General features: G+C 58.1%; 15 protein-coding genes. 14 read left to right on the top strand and 1 reads right to left on the bottom strand.

Annotated elements, in window-relative coordinates; genetic code table 11:
* Positions 1–7: 7 nt before the first annotated feature.
* From ACGY09_RS16680 to ACGY09_RS16620, 13 genes are all read left to right on the top strand, one after another.
* Positions 8–1,018, top strand: a complete 1,011-nt coding sequence (locus ACGY09_RS16680; protein WP_397568615.1) for a galactose oxidase — start codon at positions 8–10, stop codon at positions 1,016–1,018.
* Positions 1,019–1,184: 166 nt separating this feature from the next.
* Entirely contained in the window at positions 1,185–3,362 is a 2,178-nt protein-coding gene (locus tag ACGY09_RS16675; protein ID WP_397568614.1) for an alkaline phosphatase family protein, read from the top strand.
* Between the two features lies 1 nt (position 3,363).
* Positions 3,364–5,406, top strand: a complete 2,043-nt coding sequence (locus tag ACGY09_RS16670) for an alkaline phosphatase family protein (protein ID WP_373649104.1) — start codon at positions 3,364–3,366, stop codon at positions 5,404–5,406.
* Between the two features lie 109 nt (positions 5,407–5,515).
* On the top strand, positions 5,516–5,701 hold the full coding sequence (locus ACGY09_RS16665; RefSeq protein WP_373649105.1) for a hypothetical protein: 186 nt from the start codon (positions 5,516–5,518) through the stop codon (positions 5,699–5,701).
* Positions 5,698–6,558: a hypothetical protein gene (locus tag ACGY09_RS16660; RefSeq protein ID WP_397568613.1), complete on the top strand. Its 861-nt coding sequence runs from the start codon at positions 5,698–5,700 to the stop codon at positions 6,556–6,558. The genes ACGY09_RS16665 and ACGY09_RS16660 overlap by 4 nt, the downstream gene beginning before the upstream one ends.
* 57 nt (positions 6,559–6,615) lie before the next feature.
* Entirely contained in the window at positions 6,616–7,191 is a 576-nt protein-coding gene (locus tag ACGY09_RS16655) for a sulfotransferase domain-containing protein (protein ID WP_397568612.1), read from the top strand.
* Positions 7,192–7,525: 334 nt separating this feature from the next.
* Positions 7,526–9,004 (top strand): signal recognition particle protein, encoded by a 1,479-nt coding sequence (ffh, locus tag ACGY09_RS16650; RefSeq protein ID WP_373649108.1) that lies wholly within the window; start codon positions 7,526–7,528, stop codon positions 9,002–9,004.
* A 291-nt stretch (positions 9,005–9,295) separates the two neighbouring features.
* Positions 9,296–9,664, top strand: coding sequence for a 30S ribosomal protein S16 (gene rpsP / locus ACGY09_RS16645; protein WP_373649109.1), 369 nt, complete (start codon positions 9,296–9,298; stop codon positions 9,662–9,664).
* A gap of 144 nt (positions 9,665–9,808) precedes the next feature.
* The gene (gene trmD, locus ACGY09_RS16640) at positions 9,809–10,489 is read left to right on the top strand and encodes a tRNA (guanosine(37)-N1)-methyltransferase TrmD (protein ID WP_373649110.1); all 681 of its coding nucleotides are present in this window, start codon (positions 9,809–9,811) and stop codon (positions 10,487–10,489) included.
* A 97-nt stretch (positions 10,490–10,586) separates the two neighbouring features.
* Positions 10,587–11,015, top strand: a complete 429-nt coding sequence (rplS, locus tag ACGY09_RS16635) for a 50S ribosomal protein L19 (RefSeq protein ID WP_373649111.1) — start codon at positions 10,587–10,589, stop codon at positions 11,013–11,015.
* A 151-nt stretch (positions 11,016–11,166) separates the two neighbouring features.
* Positions 11,167–11,592, top strand: a complete 426-nt coding sequence (locus ACGY09_RS16630) for a YraN family protein (protein WP_373649112.1) — start codon at positions 11,167–11,169, stop codon at positions 11,590–11,592.
* A 300-nt stretch (positions 11,593–11,892) separates the two neighbouring features.
* Positions 11,893–12,957 carry a DUF1559 domain-containing protein gene (locus tag ACGY09_RS16625; protein WP_397568611.1) on the top strand — a complete coding sequence of 355 codons (1,065 nt, stop codon included), beginning with the start codon at positions 11,893–11,895 and terminating at the stop codon, positions 12,955–12,957.
* Positions 12,944–13,297, top strand: a complete 354-nt coding sequence (locus tag ACGY09_RS16620) for a hypothetical protein (RefSeq protein ID WP_397568610.1) — start codon at positions 12,944–12,946, stop codon at positions 13,295–13,297. Before ACGY09_RS16625 ends, ACGY09_RS16620 begins: the two co-directional genes overlap by 14 nt.
* 153 nt (positions 13,298–13,450) lie before the next feature.
* Here the strand turns inward: ACGY09_RS16620 and ACGY09_RS16615 are convergent, their stop codons facing one another.
* Positions 13,451–14,059, bottom strand: coding sequence for a thermonuclease family protein (locus ACGY09_RS16615; RefSeq protein WP_373649115.1), 609 nt, complete (start codon positions 14,057–14,059; stop codon positions 13,451–13,453).
* Positions 14,060–14,427: 368 nt separating this feature from the next.
* Here ACGY09_RS16615 and ACGY09_RS16610 point away from each other — a divergent pair, with 368 nt between their 5' ends.
* Positions 14,428–16,161, top strand: a complete 1,734-nt coding sequence (locus ACGY09_RS16610) for a HEAT repeat domain-containing protein (RefSeq protein ID WP_397568609.1) — start codon at positions 14,428–14,430, stop codon at positions 16,159–16,161.
* The last annotated feature ends 27 nt before the right edge of the window (positions 16,162–16,188 follow it).

The raw sequence follows: 16,188 nt of genomic DNA, 5'->3' as shown, positions 1-16,188 counted from the left end.
GGCTGATATGCTGCTTCGAAGTCTGATGCTGAGTGCATTCGTTGCCCTTCTCGCCAATCACGTCCCCCTGCTCGCTCAAGAGGTCGGTCCCGACTGGGTAAAAGTCACTCCTCACGCAGAGTGGAATGCACGCGACTCCAGCGGCGAACTGGTCTTTAAGGACCAACTCTGGCTGTTCGGGGGTTGGTTCAATTCTTTCCAGTCCCCGCCGCGGGATACGTGGAGTTCTTCCGACGGCAAGACCTGGAAGCTCGTTCAACAGGAAGCTCCGTGGAAATACAGCGACCTGCCGATGACTCTGACCTTCGCTGACCGAATGTGGTTCATGGGGGGCTGGACGAACGGCCGTCTGGAGGGTCACGGTGCCACCAACGAAGTCTGGTCAACCAACGATGGGACGAACTGGGAACTCACCTCGAAAGCAGGGTGGACTCCTCGTATCGCTTCCGCAGCCGTCACGTTCAAGGGCCGCATGTGGATCCTGGGAGGAACCGAGAATTACTACTTCGGCGATGACTCAAACCTGAAGAATGACGTCTGGTCGTCCGCCGATGGGAAGGAATGGACGTTGGAAACGGAACACGCCGGCTGGTCACCCCGCTCGTACCACCAGGCCGCCGTACTCAACGACAAGATCTATGTGTTCGGCGGAGGAAACTATGTCCCCAGCTATCACGCCCTGAATGATGTCTGGTCATCCCGTGATGGGAAGACGTGGGAACGCGAGACCGAACACGCTGGCTGGACACCCCGACTGTGGTTCTCGTCCGTCGTCTATCGCGACAGGATGTGGGTCCTGGGGGGCTGGTCGAATAACCCCTCGCGAAACTGGGGCGATGTCTGGCACTCCAGGGACGGTAAAAACTGGAAAGAACTGAAGTCGAATGTGATCTGGAAGGAACGGCACGAACATTCCACCTACGTTTTCAAGGATAAAATCTGGGTGGCGGGAGGACATGCAATGCCTCTCAGCAACGAAGTCTGGTCCCTTGAACTGCCAAAGGACTTTCAGGACTGATCCGCCGGGACTTGCCCGAGCCAGTCCAACGGAATCCTGGACGCATCCTGCTCGCGCCAGTTCTCTCTGATCGGTCTGTGAACGGAGGGAAACTTTCCTGTATGATTCAGAGGCCCTCGCACGTCGTTCCAGAGAGCGTCTTCATACAGGAATCAGTTCATCCTTCATGATGCAACGATTGCTAACTGCTGTTGTGGCCTGTCTGATTCTGCTGGCTCTCCCCCGACCGGCCGAGGCCTATGTCGGTCCCGGAGCGGGATTCGCGCTGGCAAGTTCCTTCTTCGCTGTATTTGCGGCCATGTTTTCGGCATTCGTCATGCTGTTTACATGGCCGTTTCGACTGCTGATCCGTCACTTCTTCCGCAAGCGCCCGCCGGGGAAAATGCGATTTCAGCGCGTTGTCATCCTAGGCCTCGACGGACTGGACCATGGCCTGACCACCCGGATGCTGGCGGAGAACAAACTGCCGAACCTGGCACGCCTGCGCGACCAGGGGGGATTCCAACGTCTGGGAAGCACCCTGCCCCCCATTTCCCCGGTCGCCTGGTCCTCGTTTCAAACGGGCGTCAATCCGGGCAAACATAACATCTTCGACTTCCTGGTTCCGGACGAACAAACCTACCGTCCCCGCATGAGTTCCGTCGAAATCCATCCTCCCCGGCCCCTGTTTCGACTGGGGAAATGGGCATTCCCCTTCTCTCGCCCGGATATCCGCCTGCTGCGCAAAAGCCGCCCGTTCTGGAGCGTGCTGAGTGAATATGGCATCTTCAATTGCATCATTCGGGTCCCCGTGAGTTTCCCTCCGGAAAAGCTGAACGGAGTCCAGTTATCCGCCATGTGCGTTCCCGACTTGCGAGGCACGCAGGGCGAGTTCACCCACTTTACCACCGGCCTGCCGGAACCCTTGGATGGAAACACCCCGCAGAGCGCCAACGGACCAAATCGGATTCGCCTGACTCGAGCCGGGAACATCATCACGGCCGAGCTGCCCGGCCCGCCACACCCGCGCGGCCCGGAACAGGGGGCACTGAAACTGCCGTTTCGCGTCACACTTCACGATGCAGAGACCGCGTACCTGAAAATTGGTCGGGAAAAGCGGCTTCTCAGACGGGGGGAATACACCGACTGGATCCCTCTGGAATTCAAAAGCGGGCTGTCGACGACGATCTCGGGTGTCTGCAAGTTTCTTCTGCTGGCGACGACCCCGGAAATCGAGCTGTATGTCACCCCGATTAATATCGCCCCCCAGCGACCCGCAATGCCGATCGGTTACCCTAAGGTCTACCCGGTTTATCTCGCAAAACGGCAAGGCCCGTATGCCACGTTGGGCCTGGCCGAAGATACCTGGGGGCTCAACGAAAGTGTGCTGAGCGACGACCAGTTCCATCAGCAGTGCCTGGAGACCGATCAGGAACGGGAGGCGATGTTTTTCGACGCATTGGACCAGGTTCCCCGAGGTCTTTGCGTTTGCGTCTTCGATGGGACCGACCGCATGCAGCACATGTTCTGGCGATATCACGACGACCAGCATCCGGCCCGTCCGGCAGAGGTTCCCCCTACTTACGAACAGGCGATTGAAAAGCTCTACGCGAGAATGGACGAACTGGTCGGCCGCACGATGGCGAAGTGCGCGCAGAAAGAGACGCTGCTGATGGTGCTGTCTGACCACGGCTTCAATTCGTTTCGCCGGGGGATCGACCTGAACCGCTGGCTCGAACTCGAAGGCTACCTGACCGTTAATGACGATCGACGTGACGAGGAATACCTTGCCGGGATCGACTGGTCCAGGACCCGTGCGTTTGCGATCGGCCTGACAGGCATCTTCCTTAATCTGAAGAGCCGATTCTCGCAGGGAATTATCGAAGACGAGGGTGAGGCGGATCGACTGCGAACCGAAATCACCGAGCGACTGAGTGCTCTCGTGGATCCCGAGAATGGCAGACCGCCGATCCGGCGAATCTACCAGGCACTGCAAGTCTATCACGGGCCCTACAAGTCGCAGGCCCCCGACTTAATCATCGGATATGAGGAAGGCTATCGGGTTTCGTGGGAGGCGGCCAACGGACAAACCAGCCGTGACGTATTTCACGCGAATACGCGGGCCTGGAGCGGCGACCACTGCGTGGATCCCACTGTCGTTCCGGGAGTCCTCTTCTGTAATCACTCACTCCTGACCGAGTCACCTCGATTGCTGGATATCGGCCCCACCGTGCTCGACCTGTTTGGCGTCCCGACCCCCGGGTATATGGATGGACAGGTCCTGTCGATCGGGGAACGCACCCCGAACGGGTCTCCCTCCACCGCTGCAACCTCCACCGCTGCAACCCCCGTGGAGGCAATCTAGTATGACGGACACGGGCCCCCGCAAACCAAGTCGACGTACCGTCCTGAAAACCGCCGCTGCGGCCACGCTGGGAGCGGCCAGCCTGGGGGCCGCCTCGTACTGGCTGGGAAGCGTCAGCCGCGTCTCACGGAGTGTCGGAAAGAAGGTGATCGTCATCGGGATCGACGGAATGGATCCCCGCCTGACCGCACAAATGATGAAAGAAGGCCAGCTCCCTCATCTGGCTCGAATGAGTTCCCGAGGTGGCTTCAGTAAGCTGGGAACCAGCGTTCCCCCTCAAAGTCCTGTCGCCTGGGCCAACTTCATCAATGGGGCCGGTCCCGGTTCCCACGGAATCTTCGACTTTATCCACCGGCATCCGCATGAGCAGTGCGCCCCCTACTATTCAGCCGCCGACACCGTTCCGGCAGTGGGTGGCTGGGAGGTGGGTGAGCACCAGTTGCAACTCGATTTCTGGCCGTTCCTGCACAAGCCGGCGGAAACCGTGCTGCAGCGACAGGGGACGCCCTTCTGGGATTACCTCGACAAGGCGGGAATCGCGACGACGTTTTACGACTTGCCGGCAAACTATCCCCCCAGCCCCTCACAGTATGGCCACCACCGCTGCCTGAGTGGTATGGGAACTCCCGACATGCTGGGGAGCTACGGGACTTACCAATACTTCAGTGAAGATGGTCCGCAGCGTCCTCTCGACGAGGCGGGGGGGAAGCGGTCGAAGCTCAGGTTCATCACCGACACCGCCAACTGCAAGCTCGTCGGTCCTGACAATACGTTGCTCAAACGCCCCCTGCCCGTCACGATCGAGTTCCAGGTCCATCGGGATCGTTCCGCCAATGCGGTCGTCATCGAAATTCAGGGACAGAAGATTCTGCTGAAACCGGGTCAGTGGAGTTCGTGGACGCGCGTCGATTTTCCGCTCGCCGGCCCCTCGTTCGTGCCGACTCAACACGCCAGTGGCATCTGTCGGTTCCTGCTGCTGGAGGCCACCCCCAACTGCCGGCTCTATGTTAGCCCGATCAACATTGATCCTGCGAATCCTGCCGTCAAAATTTCCGAACCGCCTGAGTTCATCAGTCAGGTCTCCAAAGACCTGGGGCTGTTCTACACGGCCGGTTTTCAGGAAGACCACAAAGCCCGCACGAACGGAGTGTTCCGCGATGACGAATTTCTGAAGCAGGCCAGCCTGGTCCTGGAAGAACGACTGGCGCTGCTGGAATACGCCGTCGAGAACTACGACGACGGACTGCTGTTTTTCTATTTCTCCAGCAGTGACTTGCAGTCCCACATGTTCTGGTGGGACTCCGACGAACGGCATCCGACTCGATCCGCCCCGGAAGCCCAGTCGATGTACGCTCATGTCAAACACCTCTACCGCAAACTCGACGAAGTGATTGGCGACCTGGAAGAGCGATACGGGGGCCGCGCCACCATCATGGTGATGAGCGACCATGGCTTTGCGAACTTCGGTCGTCAATTCAACTTGAACTCATGGCTGCGGGAGTTTGGATACCTCAATCCGGCCGAATGCACGTCCATCATGGAAGACGTCGACTGGTCGCAGACCCGCGCTTACGGACTCGGAATTAACGGACTGTATCTCAACCTGAAAGGACGGGAGCGTGACGGAATCGTGGAACCCGGCGAAGAGCGCGAGACCCTGCTGAAGGAACTGGTGACTCGCCTGGAAGCGGTCAAGGACTTCGACGGTACCCCGGTGATTCGGGGAGTCTACCGCAGCGATCAGATCTATTCGGGTGATGCGACGGCGATGGCACCGGACCTGATCATCGGCTATCACCGCGGCTATCGCGCGTCGTGGGACACGTGTTTGGGAGGCCTGACGAAGGATGTCCTGCTCGACAATGACTCCGCCTGGAGCGCCGACCACTGCACTGACGCTCTGGAAGTTCCCGGCTTACTCTGCTGTAACCAGACGATCCGCTCCGCAGACCCCTCGCTGATTGATCTGGCCCCCTCGATTCTGGAAGAATTCGGATTACCCACCCCCACCCCGATGACAGGACGCAGTATCTTCACTCGCTAAATCCCCCCCCTTTCACCGGAATACCGGACACAGGCGGCGAACTCGCGACAGACCGCAAGCGGCGACAGACCGGTCGATGACACCAGCAACCCATCACGGAGAGTTTCCCATGTCAAAAATCACACTCGACGCGCAATTACTTGACCGCGCCAAACAGGCTGCCGAAAAAGCGGGGTACAGCAGTGTGGAAGAGTTCATCGCGCACTGCATCGAAAATGAAATCAAACGGATGAAGGTCGAGTCTGCAGAGAACCAGGTTGCCAATCAGCTCCGCGGGCTGGGATACCTCAAGTGACCGACGCCGGACTGCAGGTCGTACTGAAACTGAACCAGATCGCAAACACCTGCGGTCAGGTGCTGCTTGCCCCTTTGCACGTGCTGTCCGAACTGACCGGGATGGTCCTTGTTTCCGTCGTATCAGGCCTGCTGCTACTGATTGCCTTCAAATACACATCGAATCAATCGGCGATCAAACGAGTGCGGGACGGTATCAAGGCTGACATGCTGGCGCTCTCTCTGTTCAAAGACAGCATGTTCGTCAGTCTGCGATCCCAGTTCAGAATCGTGCTGGGGGCCTTCAAGTTGATCGCGCTGTCGCTCGTCCCGATTCTCTGCATGGCTGTCCCGGTCACGCTGCTGCTGGGACAGCTATCACTCTGGTGGCAGCATCGCCCACTGCTCCGCGGAGAAGAAGCCGTTGTCACCTTGCGACTCAAGCCCCTGGCAAGCAGTGTCGATTCCAGGCCCCCCTGGCCGTCCGTCGAGTTCGACCCTGCCCCCGCAGCGGTCGTTACGGTGGGGCCTGTCCGGATCCCGAGTAAGCGAGAGATCTGCTGGAACGTCCAGGCGAATGCCGACGGCGATCATCCACTGCAGTTCCACGTCGATGGGCATATGTTTTCAAAAGAGATTGCCATCGGCGAAAGAGTCATGCGGGTGAGTCAGCAGCGGCCGCAACAAACGTGGATGGCGATGCTCACCCACCCGGCAGAAGCCCCCTTTGACGCCTCATCTCCCGTTCAGTCGATCGAAATTCAGTATCCGACGAGAACCTCCCGGGGTACGGGGGGACAACTCTGGCCGGTCTACTGGTTCATCGCCTCGTCCATCGTCGCCTTCTCCCTCCGCGGAGTTTTCCGAGTTCAAATGTAGTCGCCTGTCGTCGTCACCCATTATTTGTTATTTGCAGTCGCTCTCAGGAACACGTCTGTGAATCTGCCACAAGAGATTATTGTCGTATCCGGGCTTCCCCGTTCCGGCACCTCGCTGATGATGCAGATGTTGAGCCAAGGAGGAGTCGAGATCGTGACGGATCACCTGCGGTCCCCCGACCCCGACAACCCGCGGGGGTACTTCGAGTATGAAGCGGCGAAAGACATTGAAGACGATGCCTCGTGGCTTCCGACCGCACGGGGCAAAGCGGTCAAGATGATTTCCATGCTGCTGTATCACCTGCCCCCCACCGAACGGTACCGGGTTCTGTTCCTGGAACGTGACCTGGAAGAGGTCCTGCAGTCTCAGGAAACGATGCTGCGAAGGATGAATCGCCCTTCGGCCGCTCCCTCGGCTGAGATGCTCAGTGCCTACCAGACCCATCTGGAACGCCTGCACGAGTGGCTCGCGGGTCGGACCGAAATTTCGCTTCTGCGAGTCGGATACCGAAATTTGCTCAACGAGCCAGCCACCGAGGCACGACGGATTGCCCATTTTCTCGGCCGGAACCTGGATCTCGCGGCCATGACCACCGCGATCGATCCAGCTCTTTATCGCAACCGCAAACCCTGACTGAAACCCATCACCACAACACTTTTCACAGACAGCACTTACAGCTCTTTTCAGGGAACGGACTTACTCAACTTGGGCAGGGCAGCCGATAAAGACGTCATGACCGCCTCGGATCCGGCCCTGGTCTGGCTGATCTCGATTTGATCTTCTGTACACTTTCTCCACCCGCAAGCCTTCGCCTGAAAGTTCAATTTAACATGTTGCGAATTGGCGACAGGTCCTTTATGATGCTTGGCCCGTTCCGGCTCCTGGGCTGAACTGCCTGGATCGTCGTTCGCTCGACGCCGTATGCTTGTCGTACGCTCCGGATCTTTTTAACTCGAGATTGTTACATATGTTTGAAGGTATTGCACAAAGCCTGAAGTCTGCGCTCTCGGTCTTGGGACGCGGCGGTAAGCTGACCGAAGCGAATATTCGCGATGGGATGGCTCAGGTCCGAAAAGCGTTGCTCGAAGCAGACGTCCATTACGACGTCGCCACCAACTTCATTAAACGGTGTACCGAGCTCGCTGTTGGCGATGCAGTACTGAAATCTCTTCGTCCCGATCAACAGATTGTCGGGATTGTCCATCAGCAACTTGTCGAGCTGATGGGGCCCACGGATCATTCGCTGCATCTGCGTAAAGATTCGCTCGGCAAAATCATGATGTGCGGTCTGCAGGGAAGTGGTAAAACGACCACCTGCGGCAAACTGGCCCGCATGCTGAAGGAACAAGGCAAGCGACCGATGCTGGTTGCCGCCGACTTGCAGCGTCCCGCCGCTATCGAACAGCTCAAGATCATCGGCCAGCAACTGGGTGTGCCGGTCCACAGCGAAAATCCCGCTGAAACAACGCCTCTCAAAGTCTGTGCCAACGCCCTCACCGCTGCCAAAGGGGCCGGCGTTGACGTCATCATCTTCGATACCGCAGGCCGCTTGCACGTCGACCAGCAGCTCATGAAAGAGCTTGAGCAGATCGATCGCAAGGTCCAGCCAGATCAGATTTTGCTCGTCTGCGACGCCATGACTGGCCAGGACGCCGTCAACAGCGCCCGGGCTTTCAACGAAGCACTGGAACTCGACGGCGTGATTCTGACGAAGCTCGATGGCGATACCCGCGGGGGTGCCGCGATCAGCGTGAAGGAAGTTACCGGGGTCCCGATCAAGTTCATCGGGATGGGCGAACAGCTCGACAAGCTCGAACCGTTCCATCCGGATCGTATGGCTGGCCGAATTCTCGGGATGGGTGACATCGTCACTCTGTTCGAGAAGGCGGCAGAGCAGATGGACGAAGCCGAAGTGGCTCGCCAGCAGGCGAAAATGGCCGCCGGCAAGTTCACACTCGAAGACTTCCGCGATCAGATGAAGATGATCCGACGGATGGGCTCACTGAAGGATCTGATGAAGATGATCCCGGGGCTGGGCGGGCTGCTGGCTTCCAATCCGGATATCGATGCGGAAGGGGACATGAACCGCATCGAAGCGGTGATCAGCTCGATGACCCCCTACGAACGGACCCATCCTGACAAGATCGACCGCAGCCGCCGACACCGCATCGCACGCGGAGCCGGCACGGACCCGGCCGACGTCAATCGGATCCTCAAAGACTTCCACAACATGGCGAACATGGCCCAGAAGATGTCTGGCCTGGGATCGATGGATCGAATGAAGGCTGTTCGCGACCTGGCACAAGGAGGGATGGTGAATCCCGCCGGGGGACTGCGAGTCCCCAAAGAGCGATCCAAACGGGGTCCTGCAGATCAGGCACTGGCCGACGAAAAACGCAAAAAAGCGCGCAAAGAAGCCAAGAAACAGAAGAAGCGAAATCGGTAGGTGCAAGAGTCACGGCCACTCCGGCACGTGGGGTCCGCAGTTCGATCGCTGCGTTCCTGTTTCGGTGTGGAAGGGACGACGGAGATGTTGATGGGTACTGCTGCCAGCATCATCGACCTGAAATGAGCAGCAACACGGAATGAAAAACCTGGATCGTATGGATTGAAATCCCGGCAAGCCGGAACTTTAGTTCCTTCTCTGACTGTTCACATCCTCCTCGTGATTTTGTGGTCAGCCCGATGCGGTCGAACAGTTTTGAGCGATAACCAACTTAGAAATAAGGAGCATTGAGTGGCAGTTCGTATTCGAATGAAGAAGATTGGACGAAAGCACCGACCGTTCTACCGAATCTGCGTGATGGATTCTCGCGTTCATCGTGAAGGTAAAGCCATCGAAGAAGTGGGCTGGTACGACACCTCCGTCGCCGACAAGTCAAAGCGCGTCAAAGTCAACATGGAACGCGTTGAGTACTGGGTCTCGGTCGGCGCCAGCATGTCGGACCGCGTGGCCACGCTGGTCAAGAAGGTCAAGACGAACAGCTACACGACGGCTGCTGCTCCTGCTCCCATGCAGGCTCCCAAGGTCAAAGAAGCTCCTGCTCCCGCAGCAGCGGAAGCGACCGAAGGGGATGCAGCTCCAGCGGAAGCCGCTGCTGAGTAGTGAATCGTTGATGGTTGAATCCCCCGGCATGGCGGTCAGCTGATTTGCCACGCACTGAATCGATCTCAACACAGACTGTTCATGCGGAACGTCCGATGGTGATTTCGTACTTGTTATTTCTCACTTGGGTTAGCTGGCGGCATCATGCGATTCGATGTTTTGACTTTGTTTCCGGAACTGTTCCACAGTTACCTGCAACAAAGTCTGCTGAAGCTGGCCATTGAGAAATCTCTGGTTGACGTCCGACTGTGGAACATTCGGGACTGGACCAGGGACAAGCACAAATCGGTTGACGACACGCCCTATGGCGGCGGCCCGGGAATGCTGCTCGCCTGTCCCCCGGTTTTCGACTGCGTTGAGGCCGTCCAGGCAGACGCGGCCGGGCCGGGACAACTGGTGATGCTGACACCGCAAGGTCGGAAGCTTGACCAGACGCTGGTGAAAGAACTCTCGTCGTACTCACGATTGCTCCTGTTGTGTGGTCGGTACGAAGGGTTTGACGAACGCATTAGCCTGGGACTGAAGCCACTGGAAATCTCGGCGGGCGACTTCATCTGCAACGGCGGTGAAGTTCCTGCGATGCTCATCATCGATACGGTCATCCGACTGGTGCCCGGGGTCCTCGGCGACGAAACCAGCAGCAAATACGACTCGTTTGGAGAAAGTGGACTGCTCGAATACCCGCAATACACTCGACCTCGCGAATTTCGTGGGATGTCAGTTCCCGAAATTCTATTGAGCGGCAATCACCAGCGGATCGCGGAGTGGCGGCAGCAGCAAAGCCTCGAGAGAACACGTCGCAGACGGGGCGATTTAATCGACTGAGAATGTAAAATTTGACCAGAGCAATCGCTTCGAGCCGCCACTCGGCCGAACGTGAGCCAACGGCGAGATTGATCGCCATAGAAGATGGGAATGAATCATGATTAAAGAATTGATTAAACAGGTCGAAGAGCAGTACATCCGCAAAGAACCGCTCGTCTTCGAAATCGGTGACACGGTCGACGTCCACCAGCGAATTCTCGAAGGGGACAAAGAGCGAGTCCAGATTTTCAACGGCGTCGTGATCGCACGCCGCGGTGGCGGAACCCGCGAAAAGTTCACCGTCCGCCGAATCGTTTCCGGTGAAGGTGTGGAACGTACCTTCCCGCTCAATTCGCCCAAGATTGCGAAGATCGAAGTGAAGCGACACGGTAAAGTCCGTCGCGCGAAGCTGTTCTTCCTGCGTGACCGCGTTGGTAAGGCCACCAAGCTGGTCGAACGCGTTGACAAGGCTGAAAAGGACGCCGCTCGCGCCGCCAAGGCCCAGGCCAAGTCGGCCGCCGCCGCCAAGGCGAAGGAAACGACCTGATCTCATTCGATCAGGCTTTTCGTCAGCACATGATCTGGGAGGGTAAGACTTCCGACGAACTCGCTGCTGTGCGGTCTCGACCGCACGCCGGATTCGCTGAAAGTCTTGCCCTCCCATTTCGCATTTATCCTCCTCAAAGGGGGTGACGACGATGCTGGGCTGGTTTCGCCGCTACGTGAAAAAAAGCCTCGAGCCCCGTAAGCAGTTTGGTAATCAGGGCGAAGCCGAAGCAGCCCGCTTTCTGACGGGACTCGGCTACGAAGTCCTGCAGCGACAGCTCCGGGGGCGATTTGGGGAACTCGACCTGGTCGCGATCGACCGCGGGACAATCGTCTTCGTGGAAGTCAAAACCCGCTCTTCAACGGCGGCGGGGCACCCCACCGAATCGGTCAATCTGACCAAACAGCGCAAGATCACCCGCTCTGCACTCGCCTTTCTCAAACAGCGACGGTGGCTCAACAAAAGTGCCCGGTTCGACGTCGTCTCCATCATCTGGCCCGCGGACGACCAGCCACCCCAGATACAGCACTACATCAATGCATTTGAACCTGTAGGGTTCGGTCAGATGTATTCCTGAACTGCACTCACTCTGAAGCTCCCTGCTGAGCCTGCGAACGCAACCCCGCAGCAGACCTGCTCATTCCCGGAAGGCGCCTGGGATCCACGTCAGACGGGTGCGCGAAACAGCCCGAACGCACTCCCATTGCTCGTGCGTGCCCGACGCGGACCGCGAGCCAACCTTAAGTAATGTTCAGCTGAAGCCCCGTCAAATCGCCTTGGCGCGCCCCGTGCCTATGGATACGCTTTATTAAAGATTTTGATCACTCAAAACATCCTACCAGCAGCACAATAAACTTTGTTTATTTCGAGTCCAAAAATGCTTCCGAGTCGGCGAGTTCGTCGTGGTTTTACCCTTATCGAGTTACTGGTCGTGATCGCGATCATTGCCGTTCTGATTTCGCTGCTGCTGCCTGCAGTACAGCAGGCGCGCGAGGCCGCACGCCGGACTCAATGCAAGAACAACCTCAAGCAGATCGGGCTTGCGCTGCACAATTACGAAAGCTCGCACGCGATCTTTCCCCCGTCCTGCATCGTGAACCCGCACAACGACGGCACGGCCTACGGCGTCACCTATGGGGACGCCAGTCGCATCGGACCTCCGGGATTCGGCTGGGGGGTCTGTTTGCTTCCGGAGTTGGAACAGGCGAATCTGTATCACTCGTTCGACACGAATCTGCCCGTATGGGCACCTGCCAACGGGGCGGCCGCCAGGACAAAAGTCCCCGCTTTCCTCTGCCCTTCCGCGACGGGGGGGAGTGACGGATTCAACATTCAGAAAGAGGGTGTGGACAACCGGCACGGCGTAGCCATGACACGTGATGACGGCAGCACCATCTTCTTTGCGCACAGCCACTTCGTCACCAATGCCGGCATCAATCAACCCTGGGGCCGCTCGACGGCGTACTGCTACAACTACGACCTTCCCGAACCTGTCCCCGGGGCCCCCGACGGCAAGATTGATGGCCCCTTTTACCCGAACTCGCATACCCGTATCGCGGACGTCACCGACGGACTGTCCAATACCGTCTTCGTCGGTGAACGAAGTTCGTACCTGAGTAACAACACATGGGTCGGGATCGTCCCGAACGCCGTCGTCTCTCCCCGCACCGATATCCGACCGTGGCCCTCAGACAACAACGCGGCAGCGGACCTGGTCGGATGTCATAGCGGACCGGATGTGCATGACCACCCCCAGGTGGTGATCCACGCTCCCAATAATCCCTTTGGCCATACCGACGAAATGTGGGGGGAACACGGGCCCGGCTGCAATGTCTTGTTCGGCGACGGTTCGGTCCGGTTCTACACCGCCTTCACCGACGGCAATGTCTGGGTCGCCATCTCGACTCGTAACGGGGGAGAGGTGAACCATGGAGATCATTGAACGTATCGATCGCAACCGGCCAACCACAATAGCCTTGGCCATTTTCGGACTCGCCCTATCCGGAATCTTGATCCAGTACCTGCGGGCCCAACCTCAAATTGGCGAAGAGGAGCAGGTCATCACGACGGTCGATGCGCTCTTCACCGCACTGACGACGCGCGATCTGCAGCGGTTGGAAGACTGCGAATCACGTCTGCAGTCGTATCGAGAAAATGGCGAGTTGCCCGAGGTGGCCGCCGCCAAACTACAAAAAATCATCGGGCGTGCTCGCGAGGGTGAATGGGAGCCTTCCGCCAGAACGCTCTACGACTTCATTCTCGCACAACGTGGAGCCCCCTGACCGAGCCCTTTCGGGCAGAGTTCGGTCCATCCGCGCTATCGTCAGATGAGTGTGTCCCGCTGACAGGCCCCGTGCGCCCCGTCTGCTTCAGGGCTCACGCGAAGGATCAGCAGCCCTGGCACCGGGTGAGGTCAACGCCACTTCTCGGCGAGTTTATTCGCTGATATCGCTTTCAAACCCCTCAGATTCATTCTCAGGCTGTGGCTCGACGGGCTTCTTTTTTGGTTTGGATTTTGCTTTCGGGGCCTTATTCTGAGCGGGCACGGCAGCAGCGAGTTCCTCTTTTTTCTGGGCCCGGTAGGTCCATGGTTCAACGGGGGATTCATCAGCCCATAAGCCTCGATGGGCGTCTTGAGCGTCCTTTTGCAGCTCTTTCAGTTTCGTGTCAGGAGTCCCCTCCTCCACACACCAGGCCCAGCCTTCCTGCACCATTTCCGCATTGACGCTCGTTCCGTCGGTTTCTACCGTCACCAGGATTTTCTTGTCGCGGGGATCGCTTCCCACCTTCCTGATGACGAGATCTTTGCGAGCCAGAATTTCCTTCAACGCATTGTGCGCTTGCGTCGCGAAAGGTTGGCCACGTTCCGGAGCGTCGATTCCTGCCAGTCGCACACTGGTCAGCGTCTTACCATCCCGAATGAAAAACGTGTCTCCATCGATCACCCGGGTGACACTTCCTTTGATTTCTTCCGGCGATGTCGTCTCAGCGGCAACCAGTCCACACGAGAGACTCACGAAACTCAGGATGATCAAGCGGTGCATAGCGTTTCAATTCGTCAGAATTCGGAGATTGAAGCGAACTCCACAGAAACTCGTCCGCAGGCCGCTTCTGAAACGCTACCGGTTCAGCCTGCGCGGGTCAACGACCTGCTCGATCTGCCGCCGTAATGAATCCCAGAATGCGATTTCTCACATGTATCATGAAAACATTGTTGGCCACACCGGCAGGCCCGGCTTGAAGGGATCGTGGAATCACACCCCACTCGATCGCCCTCAATCGCCGCCCAGCGAAATGGTCTGCCACCCGGGGTATTCCGTCCCCTTTCCCGGCCACTGATTCCCTCCCCCCGACGAAGCGGTATACTTTGTGAATCAGGTCGCCTCGTCGTCTTCCACGGAAACTGTGCCACATGTCGCTGAAATCGGGCCAGAAGTTTTATCGAATCAGCCTCTGTGCGGTGGTCATCCTGTTATGGTCGCTGGGGACGTCTGCGGCCGCCGACAAACAGAAAATCCAGCAAGCGATCTCCAAAGCGCAGGCCTATCTGCTGCAGGGCCGCTTCTCTGGCGGAAGTGGTTCGATCGCCGCGGTGGCGTACATTAAATCCGGCGGCGATAAGAAATCCCCCAAGCTCCAGCCGATCATCGACGAGATTCTACGGAAGGCCCCCGTCGACAGCCGCTACCGCCCTACGTCTAACCATAACTATGAAGCCAGCGTTGACCTGATGCTGCTGGAGGCCATTGACCCTGAGGGCTACCGGATCCAGATTCAAATGATTGTGGACTATCTGCTGCAGTCGCAGCAGCCCAACGGGGCCTGGTTCTATGACCGTCAGATCGAAGCGGATTGCGGTGACACCAGCATCACTCAATATGCGATCATGGCTCTGTGGGCCGCGTCGCGCATGGGAATCGACGTTCCCACGGAGGTCTGGGAAAAGGCCGCTCGCTGGCACATTGACCGACAGCAGGCTGACGGAGGATTCGTCTATCACCCGTTCGATCGCAAGCTTTACCACGACCCCGAGCATCATCGGACGACCGATACCATGACCACGGCCGGAACGAGCAGCCTGCTGATCATCCGCCGAATGCTCTTTGACGATTTCGAACTCGACCCGGAAGTCCGTCCCCCGGACGCGACGAAACGGTTCGGCGTGCTCGAGCGATTCGTCGATGGCTCCCCACCAACGCCCAAAGGAGTGGTCAAGCGTGCTCCCACCATGAAGCCCGCCTCCATCGATAACAGCCTGAAAGAAAGCATTCGCTGGATGGGGGCTCACTTTGGAGAAAAGAACAGCAATCACGAACGATGGTTTGCTTACCACCTCTATTCCATCGAACGCGTCGCCGCACTGATGGACGTTGCCAAGTTCGGCAGCCACGACTGGTACGACGAGGGTGCCGACGAACTACTCAAGCGTCAGGCCGCCGACGGTAGCTGGACCGACCACTGTGGAGCCCAGGCGGCAACGGCGATGGGGTTGATGTTTCTTTCCAAGGCGACCACGACCATCGTGGCTCCGCGCAAGAAAACCGTGACAGTTGGTGGCGGGTTGCAGGCGGGGGGACGGGGCCTGCCCGATCAACTCGACGCAGTCACCATGAATGCCGGTGTCGTTTCCGCCCGAAAGATCGCCGGACCCGTCGACCAGCTACTGATCGAACTGGAAAAATCGTCGGACGCCAAAGTGGAAGATGTGCAAGCGGCGATTGTTGAGACAGTGCAGCTTTCCAACCCGGAAGAGTTAATCGGCCAGACCGAGCGACTGCTGAAGCTGACCTCTGACCCTCGTGTCGAAGTCCGAAGAACGGTCCTGTGGGCACTCGGACGATCGGGAAACTTCTCGGCCGCCAAACAACTCATCGCGGCCCTGACAGACCCGGAACCGACCGTGGTCCGCGAAGCCAGTCTCGCGCTGTGCGTTCTCACCCGCAGATTCGATGGGTGTGGCACAGCGGTCGATCCCTTAGACGACGATCAGATGGGGCTGAAAGAGGATTCCTCAGAACAGGAACGTAAGGCCGCGCTTGACGCCTGGAAGGCGGAAACATCACGGCGATGGACGGAGTGGTATGAAAAAAATCGACCGTACGACGAACGGGACGACCGCAAATATTTGAAGAAGAACAATCGATGACACGCTCATGCGTGGTGCCACGCTCGC

This window comes from Schlesneria sphaerica (assembly GCF_044336245.1).
In the GTDB taxonomy this organism is placed as follows: domain Bacteria; phylum Planctomycetota; class Planctomycetia; order Planctomycetales; family Planctomycetaceae; genus Schlesneria; species Schlesneria sphaerica.
Note: the sequence above shows the minus strand (reverse complement) of the source record. Positions and strands in the feature narration are given on the sequence as shown.